This is a genomic window from Streptomyces sp. NPDC089799 (genome assembly GCF_040684755.1).
Taxonomy (GTDB): Bacteria; Actinomycetota; Actinomycetes; order Streptomycetales; family Streptomycetaceae; genus Streptomyces.
In genome coordinates this window covers 172132-187765 of the sequence record NZ_JBFBGR010000011.1, presented here as the reverse complement: position 1 = coordinate 187765, position 15634 = coordinate 172132, and the positions used below count along the sequence as shown (strand labels likewise).

Below are 15634 nucleotides of genomic sequence, written 5' to 3'. Positions count from 1 at the left end.
CACCCGACCGCGAGAACGACCGCGCGCCCCCCGCGTCGCTCACCCCAGCGCCGCAAGGACCCGGTCGGGCGTCAGCGGGAGCTCGCGGATCCGCCGGCCCGTCGCACGGTGGAAGGCGTTCCCCACGGCCGCCGCCGTGCCCACGATCCCGATCTCCCCGATGCCCTTGCTGCCCATCGGGTTCAGGTGCCTGTCGTGCTCGTCCAGCCAGTGCACCTCGATGTCGGGCACATCGGCGTGCACCGGCACGTGGTACGAGGCGAGGTCGTTCTCGGCGAAGTCCCCGAAGGCGGGATCCACACCTCCGTGTTCGGTGAGGGCCATGCCCAGCCCCATCACCATCCCCCCGACCAGCTGCGAACGCGCGGTCAGCGGGTTGAGGATGCGCCCGGCGGCGAAGACGCCCAGCAGCCGGCGTACCCGCACCTCGCCGCTCACCGTGTCCACCTGCACCTCGGCGAACTGCGCGCCGAAGGCGTGCCGCGCATACGGCGACCGCTGCCGCGCGGATGCCGTCGTATCGGCCGTCACCGTCAGCCCGCCCGCCGGCAGCGGACCCTCGTGGCGCTCCAGCAGCCCCGCCAGGTCCGTACACGCGTCGTGCACGGCCCAGCCCCACGACGCCGTCCCCGCCGATCCTCCGGCGACCCACCCCGCCGGCAGGTCGCTGTGCCCGATCTCCAGCTCGACCCGGTTCGCCGGCGCCCGCAGCGCGTCCGCCGCGATCTGCCACAGCACGGTCCGCGCACCGGTCCCCAGGTCCGTGGCGTTGATCTGGACCAGGTAGCTGCCGTCCGGCCGGACCCGGGCCCGGGCCGAGGACGGGGCGATCCACACCGGATAGGTGGAGGCGGCGACCCCGCTGCCGATCAGCAGCGCGCCCTCCCGCCGCGGTGTACGCCGCTCCGCCCAGCCGAACCGGGCCGCCCCGTCGTGCAGGCACTCCACCAGATGGCGGCTGCTGAACGGGCGGTCGCTGTCGGGTTCGAGGGCCGGCTCGTTGCGGACCCGCAGTTCCACCGGGTCCAGGCCGAGCGCCTCCGCCAGCTCGTCCATCGCCGACTCCAGCGCGTACATGCCCGGAGCCTCCCCGGGCGCCCGCATCCAGGACGGCGTGGGCACGTCGAGCGGGACCACCCGGTGCGTGGTGAGCAGGCCGGGAGCCGCGTACATCACCCGCGCGGGCACGGCGGCCTGCTCGACGAACTCCCGCACCCGCGAGGTGTGGGTGGTGACCTCGTGCGCGACGGCGGCGAGCGTGCCGTCCGCGGCGGCGCCCAGCCGCACCCGGTGCAGGGTGGGCGGCCGGTGACCGACGACCGCCGCCAGCTGCCGCCGCGGCAGGGAGAGGGTCACGGGACGCCCGGTGTGCAGGGACGCCATCACCGCCAGCACCACGTGCGGGCGCGGGGTGCCCTTGGAGCCGAACGCGCCACCGACGTGCTCGGAGACCACGGTGATCCGGTCCGGCGGCAGCCGGAACAGGCCCGCCAGCACGGTGCGGACCAGCCCGGAGCCCTGGCTGGAGTCGTACACGGTGAGCGTGTCCGCCTCCGCGTCCCAGTCCGCGGTCGCGGCGTGCGGCTCCATCGGCTGGTTGTGCAGGGCGGGCACCGCGTACGTGCAGTCCACGCGGACGGGCGCCGCCTCGAACGCGGCCACGGCGTCACCCCGTTCGCGGTGCCCCGGGTAGCCGCCGTTGACCTTCTCGGGGGCGTACGCCCCCGGATGGTCGTCGCGGAGCACCGTGTCGAACGGCTCCGCCGCATAGCCGACGCGCACGGCGGCGGCCGCGGCGCGCGCCGCCTCCAGCGTCTCGGCCACGGCGAGCGCCACGAACCAGCCGCGGTGCGGCACCTCGGAGTCCTGCAGGACCCGGAGCGTGGGATCGTCGGTGGGACCCAGCCGCGGGGCGTTGCCGGGGGTGAGCACGGCGAGGCACCCGGGCACGGCGAGGGCCTCCGCGGTGTCCACGCCGGTGACCCGGCCCCGGGCCACCGTCGCGGGCACCGGCCAGGCGTACGCCCGTCGCGCCGGGGCGTACTCGGCGGCGTAGCGGGCCGTTCCGGTGACCTTCTCCCGGCCCTCGCGGCGCGTGGCGGACCAGCCGACGGCGCCGGCCCGGTCGGCGAGGCTCGACTTCATGGCGGCTCTCTCTCGTCGTCCTGCAGGTCAGGGGCGTGGGCTTCGGGCGAGGGTGCCGAGCACCTCGCAGGCGAGGTTCCGGGCGAGCGGCACCTTGAAGGCGTTGTCCCGCAGCGGCTCCGCACGGTCCAGCTCCGCCTCGACCGCCGCCCGTACGACGTCCTCGGTGGGCGCGGCACCCAGCAGCCGCGCCTCGGCCGCCTCCGCCCGCCAGGGCCGGTGCGCCAGCCCCCCGAACGCCAGCGCCACCCGCCGCACCCGCCCCTCGTGGACGTCGAGCACGGCGGCGACGGACGCCAGGGCGAAGGCGTAGGAGGCGCGGTCCCGCGCCTTGCGGTACCGCGAGGGCAGTCCGGCGCTCCCCGGCGGCAGCACCACGGCGGTCACGATCTCGCCGGGCGAGACGACGGTGTCGCGCTCGGGATGGGCTCCCGGGAGCCGGTGGAACGCGGTCACCGGCACGGTCCGCGGCTCCTCGGGCCCCTGCAGTTCGACGACCGCGTCGAGCGCGGCGAGCGCGACCGCCAGGTCGGACGGGTGCGTGGCGATGCACTCCGGGGAGTGGCCGAGCACGGCGTGGTCGCGGTGGATCCCGTCACGGGCGGCGCAGCCCGCGCCCGGCGACCGCTTGTTGCAGGGCTTCGACACGTCCTGGAAGTAGGGGCAGCGGGTGCGCTGCAGCAGGTTGCCGCCCGTGGTGGCGGCGTTCCGCAGCTGCCCGGAGGCCCCCGCCAGCACCGCCTGTGCCAGCACGGGATACCGCTCCCGGACCAGCGGATGGCCGGCCAGCGCGCTGTTGCGCACACCGGCGCCGATCCGCAGCCCGCCGTCCGCGGTCCCGGTCACGAAGTCCAGCGGCAGCCCGGTGAGGTCGACGAGCGTGTCGGGCACCTCCACGCCGAGCTTCATCAGGTCCACCAGATTGGTGCCCCCGCCCAGGTAGCGGGACCCGGGCCGCCCGCCGTGTGCGGCGACCGCCTCGGCCACGCCCGAGGCGCGCACGTACGCGAAGGGCTTCACGCGACCGCCCCACCCGTCCCGCCGGTACCGGAGGACATGCCCGTATCACCGGTACCGGCGGCCCCGCCGATCCTGCCCGTACCGGGGGCCCCACCGGGCCCGCCCGTACCGGGGGCCGTCACGACGTCGCGGACGGCGTCCAGGATGCGCGGGTAGGCACCGCACCGGCACAGGTTCCCGCTCATCCCCTCGGCGATCCCCTCCCGGCTCAGATCGCCGCCCTCGCCCAGCAGCCCCACGGCGGAGCACAGCTGACCCGGTGTGCAGTAGCCGCACTGGAAGGCGTCCCGCTCCAGGAACGCCTCCTGCAGCGGATGCAGGGTCCCGTCCGCCCCCGCGAGCCCCTCGACGGTGGTGACCTCGGCTCCTTCGCACGCGACCGCCAGCAGCAGGCAGCTGTTGACCCGCTTCCCGCCGACCAGCACGGTGCAGGCCCCGCACTGCCCGTGGTCGCACCCCTTCTTCGCCCCGGTCAGCCCCAGGTGCTCGCGCAGCAGGTCGAGGACGGTGACCCGGTGGTCCACATCGGCCTCGCAGCCCTTGCCGTTGACGCGCATCCGGACGACGGACCGCGTCACCCCGGTCGGACCCACCACAGCCACCCCTTCCACGGAGAACCGGAACGAACAAGACCGAACCGGAGCAAATACGTATGCACACCGCATAACCGCTGATCACACATTTCACACGCCCCCGCCCGGGTCAACCGGGGGCGTCCTCTAGGGTTGCCCGCAACGACCAGCAGAACCGGGGGAGTCGGTGGAGTCTCTGAAGCCCGGCGATCCGCCGGAAACCGGCGGGTACCGCCTCCTGGCGCGTCTCGGCGAGGGAGGAATGGGCGAGGTGTTCCTCGCCCGCACGCCCTCCGGCCGCCCGCTGGCCCTGAAGACCGTGCACCGGGACCTGAGCCTGGACCCGGGCTTCGCGGAACGGTTCGCCCGGGAGATACGCACCAACGACCGCGTCCGCTCGCCGTGGACGGTCTCGGTGGTGGACTTCAGCCCGCCCGGCGCGTCACCGCAGTGGCTGGCCACGGAGTACGTCGCCGCACCCTCGCTGGGCGACTGGGTGCGCGAGCACGGCCCGCTGCCGGAAGCGGCCGTACGGCGCCTGGGCCGGGAGCTGGCCGCCGCGCTGGTCACCGTACGGGCGGCGGGGGTCGTCCACCGCGACATCAAGCCGGCGAACGTCCTGCTGGGCGCCGAACGCCCCTTCCTCATCGACTTCGGCATCGCCCGCGCGGTCCTCGATCCGCGCCGTACGCAGACCGGGACGGTCATCGGCACCCCCGGCTACCTGGCGCCGGAGCAGGCGACCGGTGCCGTGGCCGGGGCACCGGCGGACGTGTTCTCCCTGGCCGCGGTCCTGGTGTACGCGGCCACCGGACGCAGTCCCTTCCTCGGGCCGGACGAGGAACTCGGGCTGCCCGCCCTGCTGTACCGCATCGTCCACGACGAGCCCCGGCTCGGCGGAGTGCCGGAGTCCCTCGCCGGGATCGTGCGGGACTGCCTGGCCAAGGAGCCGGACCGGCGACCGGACGCCGAGCAGGTGGTGGCGGCACTCGGGGCCGACGGCGGACCGGACTGGAGCGGTGCGGTGCCGCCGTCCCTCCTCGCGGACGTGGACCGCCGCCAGGCGCGCCTGCGGCAGATCATCGAGGCCTCGCAGGTCCCGGCGCCCGGGCCCGGTACGGCAGCGGACTCTGCGTCCGCGCCGGCCTCCACCTCTGCGCAGGAGTCCGCGCCGGCCTCCACCTCTGCGCCTGCGTCGGGGGGCTCCGTGCCTCCGGGCTACGGACCGCCGGCGGCCTTCGCGCCTGCCGCGTCCGGATCCGGGGCGGCCGTGCCCCCGGCTCCGCATGGCCTCGCCACCCCACCGCTGTACCCGGCCCATCTGCCGACCCCGCCCCCGACCCCGGCCGCCGCCGCGGTCCCGCCCGGCCGGAGGCGGCTGATCGCGGTGACCGCCGGGGCGGTGGCCCTGGCGGGTGGCGCGGTCGCACTGCTGCTCACCACCCACCCCTGGTCGGGCGACGGCGACCGCGACGGGGCCGAGCCCCGCGCCTCCTCGTCCGCGCCCGTGCCCGCGCCCTCCGGGTCCTCCCTGCCGGCTCCGTGGGCCGGCACGTGGAGCGGGGTCGGCCCGGGCACGCCGGACGCGGACGGTGTCACCCAGGCCAGGACACGGGACTTCGCCGTCACCGTCACCCTGCAGTCAGGGGCCGTCGGGGACCTGGTGGGCCGCCAGGTCAGCGATGTCAAAGAGGTCACCACCGGACGGAACGTCGGCTGTACCGAGGCCCTCGAACTCCGCCAGGTCCGCGGGAACACGGTCGTCCTGAAGGCCGTGACCAGCCATCCCACCGACCGGGAGTCCCCCTTCCTCTGCCCCCAGGGCAATCTCTACGTGGTCACCCTGGCGGCTGCGGACCGCATGACCCTGGAGTCGGAGGGGGCCCAGTCGGCGGGGGCGCCGTCCTCGCTGGCCCGCCGGAACTGACCCGGCCGGGGGCGGCCCGGCCGGAGTCGAGCGGGCCGGAGCCCGTCCGCCCTCAGCGGGAGTCCTCGGCACGCAGTTCGTCCGCGGCCTCCTGGTAGGCCGCGGCGGCCCGGCCGAAGTAGTCGAAGAGCACGTCGAGCTGCTCGGGGGAGTAGCCGCCGAGGATCTCCCCGATCTTCCGGCGGGCGGGAGCCATGACCGTGTCGAGGTCGGCCGGCTTGCCGAGCGGCTCGACGATCACCTTGCGCCGGTCGTCGGGCGACGGGGCGCGGCGTACGTAGCCCGCTTGCTCCAGGCGGTCGATGAGCCGGGTGGTCGGTCCGGTGGTGAGGCCGGTGCGGGTGCCCAGTTCGCCGGGGGTCATGGGGCCGGTCAGCAGCAGGATGTTGAGCGCGTACAGGTCCGTGGCGCCGAGTTCGCACGCCCTGGCGCTGGCGTGGCCGTGCAGCATCACGGCACTGAGGTAGCGGCGGTAGATCCGGCCGGCATCGGGGTGTATGGCAGGCGTTGACACGGGCTTCCCCACTCCCTAATCTCTTCCTCAACGAAGAGAAATCTTCGACGCAGAAACTTCTTCAAAGAAGTTACCATGGGAGGGGAGACCATGAACAGCGCCGTCACCAGCGAGAACACCACCGCGACCGCCGCCGGATCCGCCGCCGAGGGCGGCGCCGGTGCCATGGACGGGGCCGCAGCCGCGGCCGCACCCACCTCGCGCCGCCGCACGGTCAAGCGCGTCAAGCGCGTCCTGGGCTTCGGCACGCTGGCTCTCGCCGTCACCGCCGCCGGCGGCTACTTCTGGCTCGACGCCACCTCCGAGGTCAAGAACCTCGGGCGGAGCGACTGCACGGCCGTCACCCCCGTCCTCACCGCCACACCCGCCGGTGTCCCGACCGCCGCCGACCACCGCGCCGTCTGCGACACCCTGCGCGCCCTCACGGAGGCATGGGGCCGCGGCGACGCCACCGCGTACGGCGAGCAGTTCACCGCCGACGCCACCTACACCACGTACGTCGGCACCCACTACCAGGGCCGCCAGGACATCGCCGAGGGGCACCGCGCACTCTTCGGCGGCTTCGTCAAGGGCACCAAGCTCGCCGACTCCTTCCTGGACGTCCGCTTCCACGGCCCCGACACCGCGATCGTCACCAGCCGCGGCGACACGTACAGCGGCGCCGGCGCCCCGAAGGCCACCGACCTGACCAAGACGCAGACGTACACGCTGGTGCGCGAGGCCGACCGGGGCTGGCGCATCGCCGCCTTCCACAACACCAAGCGGCAGTCGGTCATGGAGCGCCTCTCCTTCCTCTGGGACCCGGCGACCAGGCCGGCGGCCGAGAAGTAACGGCGACGACGGCAACGGCAACGGCAACGGCAACAGCAGCAAAAGCAGAAGCAACGGCACCCCGTCCCGCACCACCGGAACCGCACGGAGGAACCCGCCATGACCGAGACCGCACACCAGGACCGCCCGGCCGACACCGAGGCCATCCACGCCCTGCTCGCACGCGGCTGCGCGGCCTGGGCGGCCGGCGACGGCGCCGCGTACGGCGCCCAGTTCACGCCGGACGGCACCGACGTCACCTACGCCGGCACCGTCTACCACGGCGCCGACGAGATCGGCCGCGCCCATCAGGACCTGTTCGACAGCTTCCTCAAGAACACCCGGCTGGTCGTCGAGATCACCGACCTGCGTTTCCACGGCCCGGACACCGCGGTGGCCGTCACCCGGGGCGACGTGCGCAAGGGCGGCCCGAAGGCCCCCGGTGCCGGGGCCGGGGGCCGGCTGGGCAAGCTCGCCACGTACACGCTGGTCCGCGGGACCGACGGCGCATGGCGCATCGCCGCGGTCCAGAAGACCCGGCACAAGCGCCTGACGGAGGCGTTCTCCTTCCGCCTCCGGCCCGCCACCCGGCCCGCACCCCACCCCTCCGAGCGCTGAGGGACACCGGAGGTGCCCACCGACGACCGCCCCACCGCCCTGGTCACCGGAGCCACCGCCGGCATCGGCCGCGAGTTCGCCCGCCGCCTCGCCGCGGACGGCCACCGCATCATCGCCGTCGCCAGGAACGAGGACCGGCTCCGCGCCCTCACTAGCGAACTCGGGCCCGCCCACACGTACGTTGCCGCGGACCTCGCCGCCCCCGAGGGCCTCGCCCGCACCACCCGAACGCTCGCGGAGCGCCGCGTCCACCTCCTCGTCAACAACGCCGGCACCGCCACCGGCGGTCCCTTCGCCGACCGGCCCCTCGACCGCACCGAGGAGATGCTGCGCCTCAACGTCCACGCGCCCGTCGCCCTCGCCCACGCCTTCCTCGCGCGGGCCCGCCCCGGGGACGCCCTGCTCAACGTCTCCTCCACCCTCGCCTACGCGCCGCTGCCCGGCCTCGGCGTCTACAGCGCGACCAAGGCGTTCGTGGCCTCCTTCTCCGAAGCGCTGTGGGCGGAGCACAAGGACTCCGGCGTCTACGTCCTCGGCCTGTGCCCCGGCATGACCGCCACCGAGTCCCAGCCCCACACCGATGCGCCCGCCGCGCTGGTCCAGACCCCGGCCGAGGTGGTCACCACCGCCCTCGCCGCGCTCCGCCGCCGCGCCCGGCCCACGGTCGTCCCGGGCACCGGAAACCGCATCCTGGCCACCCTCGTCCGCGCCCTCCCGCGCCGCACCGTCCTGGCCGCCCTCGCCCGCGGCTGACACCGCAAATCCACTGGCACGCGCCCGCCGTCATGCACTACCAAGGTCCCTGATGAAGCTTCACCACCCTTCAGCAGGTCCGCCCGGGCGCGGCGCGCGACGCCCCCGGGAGACCCGGGACGAGTTCCGCCACCACCTCCACGGCGAGACCCTGACACAGACAAGGCTCGCCGTGACCCCCGTACGCACCGCCCGCCCCGAGGAACTGCCCGCACTGGTCGAACATCCCGGCGACCCCGACCGCAACGCCGCGACCCGCGCGTACCTCGCCCAACTGCTCGACAGCGCCTGCACCCGTCCCGAGTGGTGTCTCGTCGCCGAGGGCCCCGACGGCCGGCCCGTCGGCAGCGCGGTGCTGTGGACCATGCCCGGGCACGGGATCCCGCTCGCCGTGGTCCTCTTCGAGGCCCCGGCGGACTCGCCGGACACCGGGACCGCGTTGCTCGACGCGGCCGCGGCCACGGCACGCGAGCTCGGCGCGGGCGAACTGGAGCACGTCGTCGACTCCCCGGCGCAGGCCCCGCAGTTCCAGCGGGACCCCGAGCGCCGGTACGGGCTGCTGCGTCAGGCCGGCTTCCGGCAGGTCCGCGACGGACGCCGGTTCGGCCTCCGGGTCACCCCGGAGACCCTCGCCGCGCTGCCCGCCGACGACCCCCGACTCACCTACCGCACGCTCGTCGACCTCGGCCCCGAACCGTTCGTCGCCCTGCTGGAGGATCTCCTCGCGGACACGGCGGACGCCCGCCTCGCCGCCGACGTACGCCGGCACGGTGCGCGGCGCGCGGCCGAGCTGCTCTTCGAGGACACGGCAGGACTGGCACACGACCCCGAGTGGTGGGAGATCGGCTTCGACGCGGACGGCACCCCGGCGGTCATCAGCCTGCCCGCCGAGAACCCCGGCGTGCCCGTGATCGGCTTCGTCGGGGTCGCCCCCGCCCACCGCGGCAAGGGCTACGCCACCTCCGTGGTCGTCCGCGGCACCCGCATCCTGGCCGCGAACGGAGCCTCCGAGATCCGCGGGGACTGCGACGCCGCCAACCCGGCGATGGCCAGGGCGTTCGCACGGGCGGGATACGGGAACTTCGCGTCCCGCCTGGAGTTCCTCCGCCCCCTCACCGGTGGCGACGGCGGCCACGGGGGCGGTGCCGGTGAGGCGGACGAGCTGCGCACCGAGCGCCTCCTCCTCCGAGCCTGGCGGGAGTCCGACCTCGGCCCGTGGGCGGCCATGAACGCCGACCCGGAGGTCCGGGAGTACTTCCCCGGCGTCCTCACGCGCGAGCAGAGCGAGGCTTGCGCCGCTGCCTTCCAGGCCGACCTCGAACGGCGGGGCTGGGGATGGTGGGCGGTGGAGGTCCGGGCCACCGGCGAATTCATCGGCTTCGCCGGACTGGACCCCGTGGACGAGGGCATGCCGTTCACCGGGGTGGAGGCCGGCTGGCGGCTGGCCCGTACGGCCTGGGGGCACGGCTATGCCACCGAGGCCGCCCGCGCCGTGGTCGCCCACGGCCTTGAGTACCTCCGCCTGCCGGAGGTCCTCGCGGTGGCGGCGGCCGGCAACCGGCGGTCACGGGCGGTGATGCACCGCATCGGCATGACCCGCGACCCGGCGGAGGACTTCGACGACCCGACCGTGCCCGCCGGGCCCCTGCGGCCGAGCGTGGTGTACCGCCTCCGGGCCGGGGACCACCGGCCGGAGCCACCCCCGCGGGGCTGACGGGTGCCGGGGTCGGGGCCCCGGTCAGGGCCCCGGCCGGCGGTGGCTCAGGCGAGCCGGTCGGGGATCGGGGCCAGGTCGTAGTTGGCCCAGACGTAGGCGTCCATCTGGTGCTGGTCGCCGGAGAGGTTGTGGACGCGGTCGACCTTGCCGTCGGCGTCGAAGTGCCAGACCAGCGCCCAGAGGGTGTCCACCTTGCCGACGCCCCCGGTGGTCCAGCCCCGGTGGATGTCGACCACGTAGTCGCCGCCCGACTCCAGGAACAGCGGCTCGGCCTGGAAGCCGGCCTTGCCCAGCTGGGTGAAGAAGGCCGCCACCTCCTCCACGCCCCGCTTGGTGCCCGACAGCGGGTGGTGGCCGGGGATGGTCCATTCGATGTTCTCGGCCAGCACCGCCCGCATCCCGTCCAGGTCGTAGACGGCGTAGGCGGCGAAGAACGCGTTGATGGCCTCGATCTTGGAGTCGTTGAGCGTCATCCTGCTTCTTCCTCAAGAGAGTCGGGGCGGCCGCACGAGCCGCTTGATCAACACTCCCAGCGCGCGAGCGGACCCGTCCAGCACCACTTTCCCCACCGCCGGGCGGCCCCGTCGGGGGTGCTGTGCCACGCTGGTCACAGGAACCGGACCCCCTGGGAGAAGGCAGCCGCGACGAACGGAGCGCGCTGTGGACATTCCGATCCGTTGCGCGGCGCTGCGGCGCCGCGCGGCCGCCGGCAGTGCGGCGGCCCTGCTGCTGGTGGGGCTCGCCTCCGGGACGGGTGTCCGGGCGGCTCCCTCACCTCCGCCCTCACCCTCGCCCTCAGGTTCACCCTTGCCCTCGCCGTGGCCCCTGCCGTCCGGCGTGGGGGATCCCGGCCGGCTCGACCCGCGGATCACCGCGATCATGCGGAAGCCCGAGTACCGCAACGCCCAGTGGGGGCTCCTGCAGACCGAACCGGCCGGCGGGCGCGCGCTGCACAGCCTGTTCCCCGCCCAGTTCTTCATCCCCGGATCCACCGCCAAGCTCTTCTCCGTCTCGGGTACCTGGCGGACCCTCGGGGGCGGTCACCGCTTCGTGACCCCCGTCTACGCGGTCGGGCAGCGGAACGGCTCCACCCTCACCGGCGACCTCGACCTCGTCGCCCAGGGCGACCTCACCCTCGGCGGCCGCACGCGCCCCGACGGCACGGTCGCGTACACCGACCTCGACCACACCTACGCCAACGACTTCCCCGGCGCGACCCTCACCCCGGAGAACCCCCTCGCCGGGATCGACGAGCTCGCCCGCGGGATCCGTGCGTCCGGCATCACCCGCGTCGAGGGCGACGTGATCGTCGACAGCCGGATCTTCGCCCCCGACCCGGTCCTCGACCCCCTCCCCACCCCCCTGATCATCAACGACAACCTCGTCGACCTGCTGACCACGCCCGGGGACCGGCCCGGCACCGACGCCCGGCTCGACTGGCGGCCGAAGGTCGCACCGTACGAGGTCACCTCCACCGTGCGGACCGTCGCGGCCGGGAAGCCGACGGACATCACGGTGGCCGCCACCGCCGGCGGCACCCGGATCCGCCTCTCCGGCACCATCGCCGCGGACGCGAAGCCGCTGCTGCGCACCTCGCCCGTCACCGACCCGGCCGCCTTCGGCCGGACCGCGCTGATCGAGGCGCTCGCCCGGGCCGGGGTGACGGTCACCGCCGCCCCGACCGGCCCCAACCCGGCCGCCCGGCTGCCCCGCGACTACGACGGCCGGCCGCGGGTCGCCTCGTACACCTCGCCCCCGTACGAGCAGTACGCCAAGCTGATCCTCAAGGTCAGCCACAACCTCGGCGCCAACCTGGGCATCTGCCTGATGGCCGTCACCACCGGAAGCCGGCAGTGCGAGGACGGCTTCCCGGTGCTCGCCGCCTTCCTGGACCGGGCCGGCGTCGACCGCGAGCAGGTGCAGCTCATGGACGGGCGGGGCGGAAACCCCGCCGACCGCGCCACGCCGCAGGCGCTGGTGCAGATGCTGGCGTACTGGCAGAGGACGCCGGACGCGAAGCGCTTCCGGGAGGCCCTGCCCGTTCTGGGAGTGGACGGTCTGCTGGCCGGGAACTGCCGGACCTGCCCGGCCCGCGGCAAGGTGTTCGCCAAGACCGGCGCGGCCGTCGGAGGCGACTCCCTCAACGACCGGCTCGCCGTCGGCGCCATCACCATCGCCGGCTACCTGGACAAGGGCGGCGGCCGCTTCGACACCTTCTACGCAGGCGTCAACGGTGCTTCCACGCCGACCACCGACCCGGCCGGTGTCCTCTCCATCGCCAACGACCTCGCCCTGATCTCCGCCTACCTGCAGGAGTCGCCCTGACGGCGGTCGGGCTCCTTCCCGTCGGGCTGTCAAGCCCCGGGATCGAGTGGCGTGACGCCGCCCCCGGTACGGCGGCTCAATGGAGGTACGAGGCCACCCAGCGGATCCGGACCGGATGCCGGACCGCACCTCGCACCCCCAAGGAGCCCGCCATGACCCGCCTGCACCGCCCCTCCCTCCTGATGGCCGCCGTCGCCGCGGGAGCCGTGTCGATTTCCCCCGGGTTCGCCGGAGCGTCCAGGGTGATCGCCCCCGGGAGCGGGTTCTCGGCCCCGACGGACGTCCGTCCGCTCGCCGCGCCCCGGGACCAGGCGGAAACCGGAGGAGACACGCCGGCGGGCGAACCTCCGGCACGCGGCCCTCTGGCGCGCGATCCCTTGACACCCACCCGAGTAGACAGTGTCTACGCACCATGGTAGACACTGTCTATGCCATGTGATCAAACCGAGAAGACCGTGAGCACCGTGCGGCGCCGTTCCGTGCTGGTGGCCTGCGTCGCCGGAGCGTCCCTCGTCGCCCTGGACGGCACCGTGCTCATGGCCGCGCAGCCCGGCCTGCAGCGCGGACTGGGCGCCACCGTGGCCCAGGCCCAGTGGGTGAGCACCGCCTACCTGGTCGCGGTCGCCGCATTGCTCGTCGTCTGCGGCCGCCTGGGCGACCGGTACGGCCACCGCCGCATGCTCGTCCTCGGCGCGCTCGGCTTCGGCGCGGCCTCGGCCGGCATCGCCCTCGCCCCCGCCACGGGCTGGGTCATCGGACTCCGCGTCCTGCAAGGGGTGTTCGCCGCGGTGCTCCAGCCGGCCACGCTCGCCCTGCTGCGCACCGCCTGTCCGGCGGACCGGCTCGCCGGAGCCGTCGCGGTCCGCACCGGCGCCATCGGCATTGCCTCGGCGGCCGGACCGGTGCTCGGCGGCGCCCTCGTCGCCCTCCTCGGCTGGCGCGCGGTCTTCCTCCTCAACCTGCCCTTCGCCCTGGGCACCGCGGCGCTGGCGCTGGCGGTCCGTACCCCGCCGCCCGACGCCGCCGGCCGCGCGGGCGGGCCTTCCGCGGAGGGCCCGGCCGTGACGGGAACACGGCTGAACACCGGAGGCGCCGCCCTGCTCGCGACCACCCTCGCGCTGCTGGTGGCCACCCTCGTCGAGGTGCCGGCCCGCGGCTGGACCTCCGCGCCCGCACTCCTCGGGTTCGCCGTGACCCTGGGCGCCGCCGTCCTGTTCGTGCTGTCCGAACGCAGCAGCGGCAACCCCCTGGTCCCCGCCGCAGTCGCCCGGTCCGTTCCCGTGGCGGCCTCCATGGCGATGCTGCTGGTCATCGCGGCCGGTGTGTTCGGCGCACTGTTCGCCGTGACGTACCAACTGCAGACCGTCGCCGGACTGGACGCCTTCACCGGCTCGCTGCACGGGCTCCCGCTGCCCCTGCTCATGGTCGTCGGCGCGCCGCTCACGGGGAGGGCGCTGGGCCGGATCGGAGCGCGCCGCACCGCCACGGGCGGTGTGCTCCTCACCGTGCTCGGCATCGCGCTGCTCTCCCGGGTGGGCTCCGGATGGGTGGAGGCGGCGGGCTTTGCAGCCGTCGGTCTCGGCTTCGCCGCGGTGATGGTCACCGCCACCGGAACCGTGGTCGGTGACGCGCCGGCCGGATACGCCGGTGTCGTCGGCGGGCTCAAACAGACCGCCGTCAACACCGGTTCGACGCTGGGCGTCGCCGTGGCCGCCGGACTCATGCCCATGGCCGCCACGAGCATCGCCGCCACGACCACGACCACGACCACGGCCACGGCCGCTGCGCCTGCCGCCGCGATCGCCACGGGCCCGACCCTGCTCACGCTGGCGGCCGTCGCGGCCCTGGCGCTCGTACCGGCGCTCCTGCTGCCGCCGCGCCGCCGGTCGCCGGGGGATCCGGGGGATCCGACGGATCCGACGGATCCTGCGGATCTGCCGGATCAGGAAGGCCGGGAAGGCCGTGGACCGAGGCCGCGGTGTGACGCGGCCGCGGCCGCGTAGCGTCCGGGCGCGATGCCCACATGGCGGGTGAAGTGCCGGTTCAGGTGCGCCTGGTCGTAGAAGCCCACCGCCGTCGCCACCTCGGCCGCGCGCCGGCCCGTGAGCAGCAGCCGGCGCGCCCGGTCGATCCGCCGGGCCGTGAGGTAGGCGTGCGGTGGCAGCCCGTACGCCTGCCGGAAGGAGCGGACCAGGTGCGTGGGGTGGGCGTGCAGGAGCGCGGCGGCCTCGTCCAGGGTCACTCCCGCGGACAGCCGGGAGTCCAGCAGCTCGCGCAGCGCGGCGGCGGTCCGTCCGGCCCCGCGCTCCGGATTCGCCGTTCGGACGTCCCCCAGATGGCCGAGCAGCCGTTCGCGTACGAGGGCCAGCCGGGACTCCGCCTCGAACTCCTCGCCCGGTGCGGCGAGGGCCCGGTGCAGCCGGTGGACGCGGTCCCGGAGCAGTCCGTCCCCGTGGACCGGCCGGTCGACCGCGGCTCCCGCCAGCCGTTCGGGCAGGACACGCGTGTCGAGGTAGAGCACCCGTTTGCGGAACCCGGACGGGAGGACCGTCTTCCCGTCGTGGGGTACGCCGGGCGGCAGCAGGACGACCGTGCCCGAGCCCGCGGCACCGTGGCGGCGGCGGTCTACGGCGAAGTCCACCGCGCCGTCGTCGAGGATCATCAGGTCCCAGGTGTCGTGGACGTGGACCGGGTACGCGTGATCGGTGAAGTCGGCGTGGAAGACCTCCGCGATCCCGGCAACCGCCGGGCTCCAGGCGCTGATCCGCGTACGCGGCCGGTCGTCGGTCATGCCAGGAACGTACAAGACCGGGGGACGGCGGCAGCGGCAGGCTGATCGCATGACGCAACCGAAGGCACCGAAAGCACCGAACGCACCGATCGACCTCGCCCGCCAACTCGCCCGGTTCGACGAGCACTGGGCCCCGAAGAAGATCGCCGGCCTCAACGACTACGAGGTCAAAATCGTCAAGGTGAAGGGCGAGTTCGTCTGGCACCACCACGAGGACACCGACGAGCTGTTCCTCGTGCTCAGCGGCCGGCTCACCATCCGGCTCAGGGACGGGGACGTCGTCCTCGGCCCGGGGGAGCTGTACGTGGTCCCCCGGGGCGCCGAACACTGCCCGGTGGCCGAGGAGGAGACCGCGTTCCTGCTGCTGGAACCGGCCGGCGTGCCCAACACGGGTTCTGCGGGCGGGCCGTTGACCCGGGCCGCCGAGTCCCTGGACTGACGC

General features: G+C 74.6%; 13 protein-coding genes and 2 pseudogenes. 9 read left to right on the top strand and 6 right to left on the bottom strand.

Annotation, left to right across the window (positions count from 1 at the left end; genetic code table 11):
• Positions 1-39: 39 nt before the first annotated feature.
• The 3 genes and pseudogenes from AB0O36_RS15105 to AB0O36_RS15095 form a co-directional block, all read right to left on the bottom strand.
• Positions 40-2145, bottom strand: a complete 2106-nt coding sequence (locus AB0O36_RS15105; protein ID WP_365109371.1) for a xanthine dehydrogenase family protein molybdopterin-binding subunit — start codon at positions 2143-2145, stop codon at positions 40-42.
• A 27-nt stretch (positions 2146-2172) separates the two neighbouring features.
• Positions 2173-3165: a xanthine dehydrogenase family protein subunit M gene (locus tag AB0O36_RS15100; RefSeq protein ID WP_365109368.1), complete on the bottom strand. Its 993-nt coding sequence runs from the start codon at positions 3163-3165 to the stop codon at positions 2173-2175.
• A gap of 119 nt (positions 3166-3284) precedes the next feature.
• Positions 3285-3722, bottom strand: a pseudogene (locus AB0O36_RS15095) ((2Fe-2S)-binding protein); the annotation flags it as partial.
• A 202-nt stretch (positions 3723-3924) separates the two neighbouring features.
• Here AB0O36_RS15095 and AB0O36_RS15090 point away from each other — a divergent pair.
• Positions 3925-5664 (top strand): protein kinase, encoded by a 1740-nt coding sequence (locus AB0O36_RS15090; protein ID WP_365109365.1) that lies wholly within the window; start codon positions 3925-3927, stop codon positions 5662-5664.
• A gap of 52 nt (positions 5665-5716) precedes the next feature.
• Here the strand turns inward: AB0O36_RS15090 and AB0O36_RS15085 are convergent, their stop codons facing one another.
• On the bottom strand, positions 5717-6178 hold the full coding sequence (locus tag AB0O36_RS15085) for a MarR family transcriptional regulator (protein WP_365109362.1): 462 nt from the start codon (positions 6176-6178) through the stop codon (positions 5717-5719).
• Between the two features lie 90 nt (positions 6179-6268).
• Between AB0O36_RS15085 and AB0O36_RS15080 the strand changes: the two genes are divergently transcribed.
• The 5 genes and pseudogenes from AB0O36_RS15080 to AB0O36_RS15060 all read left to right on the top strand — a co-directional run bounded on the left by AB0O36_RS15080 (position 6269) and on the right by AB0O36_RS15060 (position 10073).
• Positions 6269-7009: an SgcJ/EcaC family oxidoreductase gene (locus AB0O36_RS15080; RefSeq protein WP_365109359.1), complete on the top strand. Its 741-nt coding sequence runs from the start codon at positions 6269-6271 to the stop codon at positions 7007-7009.
• Positions 7010-7108: 99 nt separating this feature from the next.
• Positions 7109-7606, top strand: coding sequence for an SgcJ/EcaC family oxidoreductase (locus tag AB0O36_RS15075; RefSeq protein ID WP_365109356.1), 498 nt, complete (start codon positions 7109-7111; stop codon positions 7604-7606).
• Positions 7607-7618: 12 nt separating this feature from the next.
• On the top strand, positions 7619-8359 hold the full coding sequence (locus AB0O36_RS15070; protein ID WP_365109353.1) for an SDR family NAD(P)-dependent oxidoreductase: 741 nt from the start codon (positions 7619-7621) through the stop codon (positions 8357-8359).
• 52 nt (positions 8360-8411) lie between these two features.
• A pseudogene (locus AB0O36_RS15065) lies at positions 8412-9422 on the top strand (hypothetical protein); the annotation flags it as partial.
• 99 nt (positions 9423-9521) lie between these two features.
• Entirely contained in the window at positions 9522-10073 is a 552-nt protein-coding gene (locus AB0O36_RS15060) for a GNAT family N-acetyltransferase (protein ID WP_365109550.1), read from the top strand.
• 47 nt (positions 10074-10120) lie between these two features.
• Here AB0O36_RS15060 and AB0O36_RS15055 read toward each other — a convergent pair whose 3' ends face one another.
• On the bottom strand, positions 10121-10549 hold the full coding sequence (locus tag AB0O36_RS15055; RefSeq protein ID WP_365109351.1) for a nuclear transport factor 2 family protein: 429 nt from the start codon (positions 10547-10549) through the stop codon (positions 10121-10123).
• 334 nt (positions 10550-10883) lie between these two features.
• Between AB0O36_RS15055 and dacB the strand changes: the two genes are divergently transcribed.
• Both dacB and AB0O36_RS15045 read left to right on the top strand, forming a co-directional pair.
• The gene (gene dacB / locus AB0O36_RS15050; RefSeq protein WP_365109348.1) at positions 10884-12401 is read left to right on the top strand and encodes a D-alanyl-D-alanine carboxypeptidase/D-alanyl-D-alanine-endopeptidase; all 1518 of its coding nucleotides are present in this window, start codon (positions 10884-10886) and stop codon (positions 12399-12401) included.
• A 428-nt stretch (positions 12402-12829) separates the two neighbouring features.
• On the top strand, positions 12830-14404 hold the full coding sequence (locus tag AB0O36_RS15045; RefSeq protein ID WP_365109345.1) for an MFS transporter: 1575 nt from the start codon (positions 12830-12832) through the stop codon (positions 14402-14404).
• On the opposite strand, the gene AB0O36_RS15040 is transcribed toward AB0O36_RS15045, so the two are convergent.
• Positions 14344-15192: an AraC family transcriptional regulator gene (locus tag AB0O36_RS15040; protein ID WP_365109342.1), complete on the bottom strand. Its 849-nt coding sequence runs from the start codon at positions 15190-15192 to the stop codon at positions 14344-14346. The genes AB0O36_RS15045 and AB0O36_RS15040 overlap by 61 nt on opposite strands.
• A 49-nt stretch (positions 15193-15241) precedes the next feature.
• Between AB0O36_RS15040 and AB0O36_RS15035 the strand changes: the two genes are divergently transcribed.
• Entirely contained in the window at positions 15242-15631 is a 390-nt protein-coding gene (locus AB0O36_RS15035; protein WP_365109339.1) for a cupin domain-containing protein, read from the top strand.
• The last annotated feature ends 3 nt before the right edge of the window (positions 15632-15634 follow it).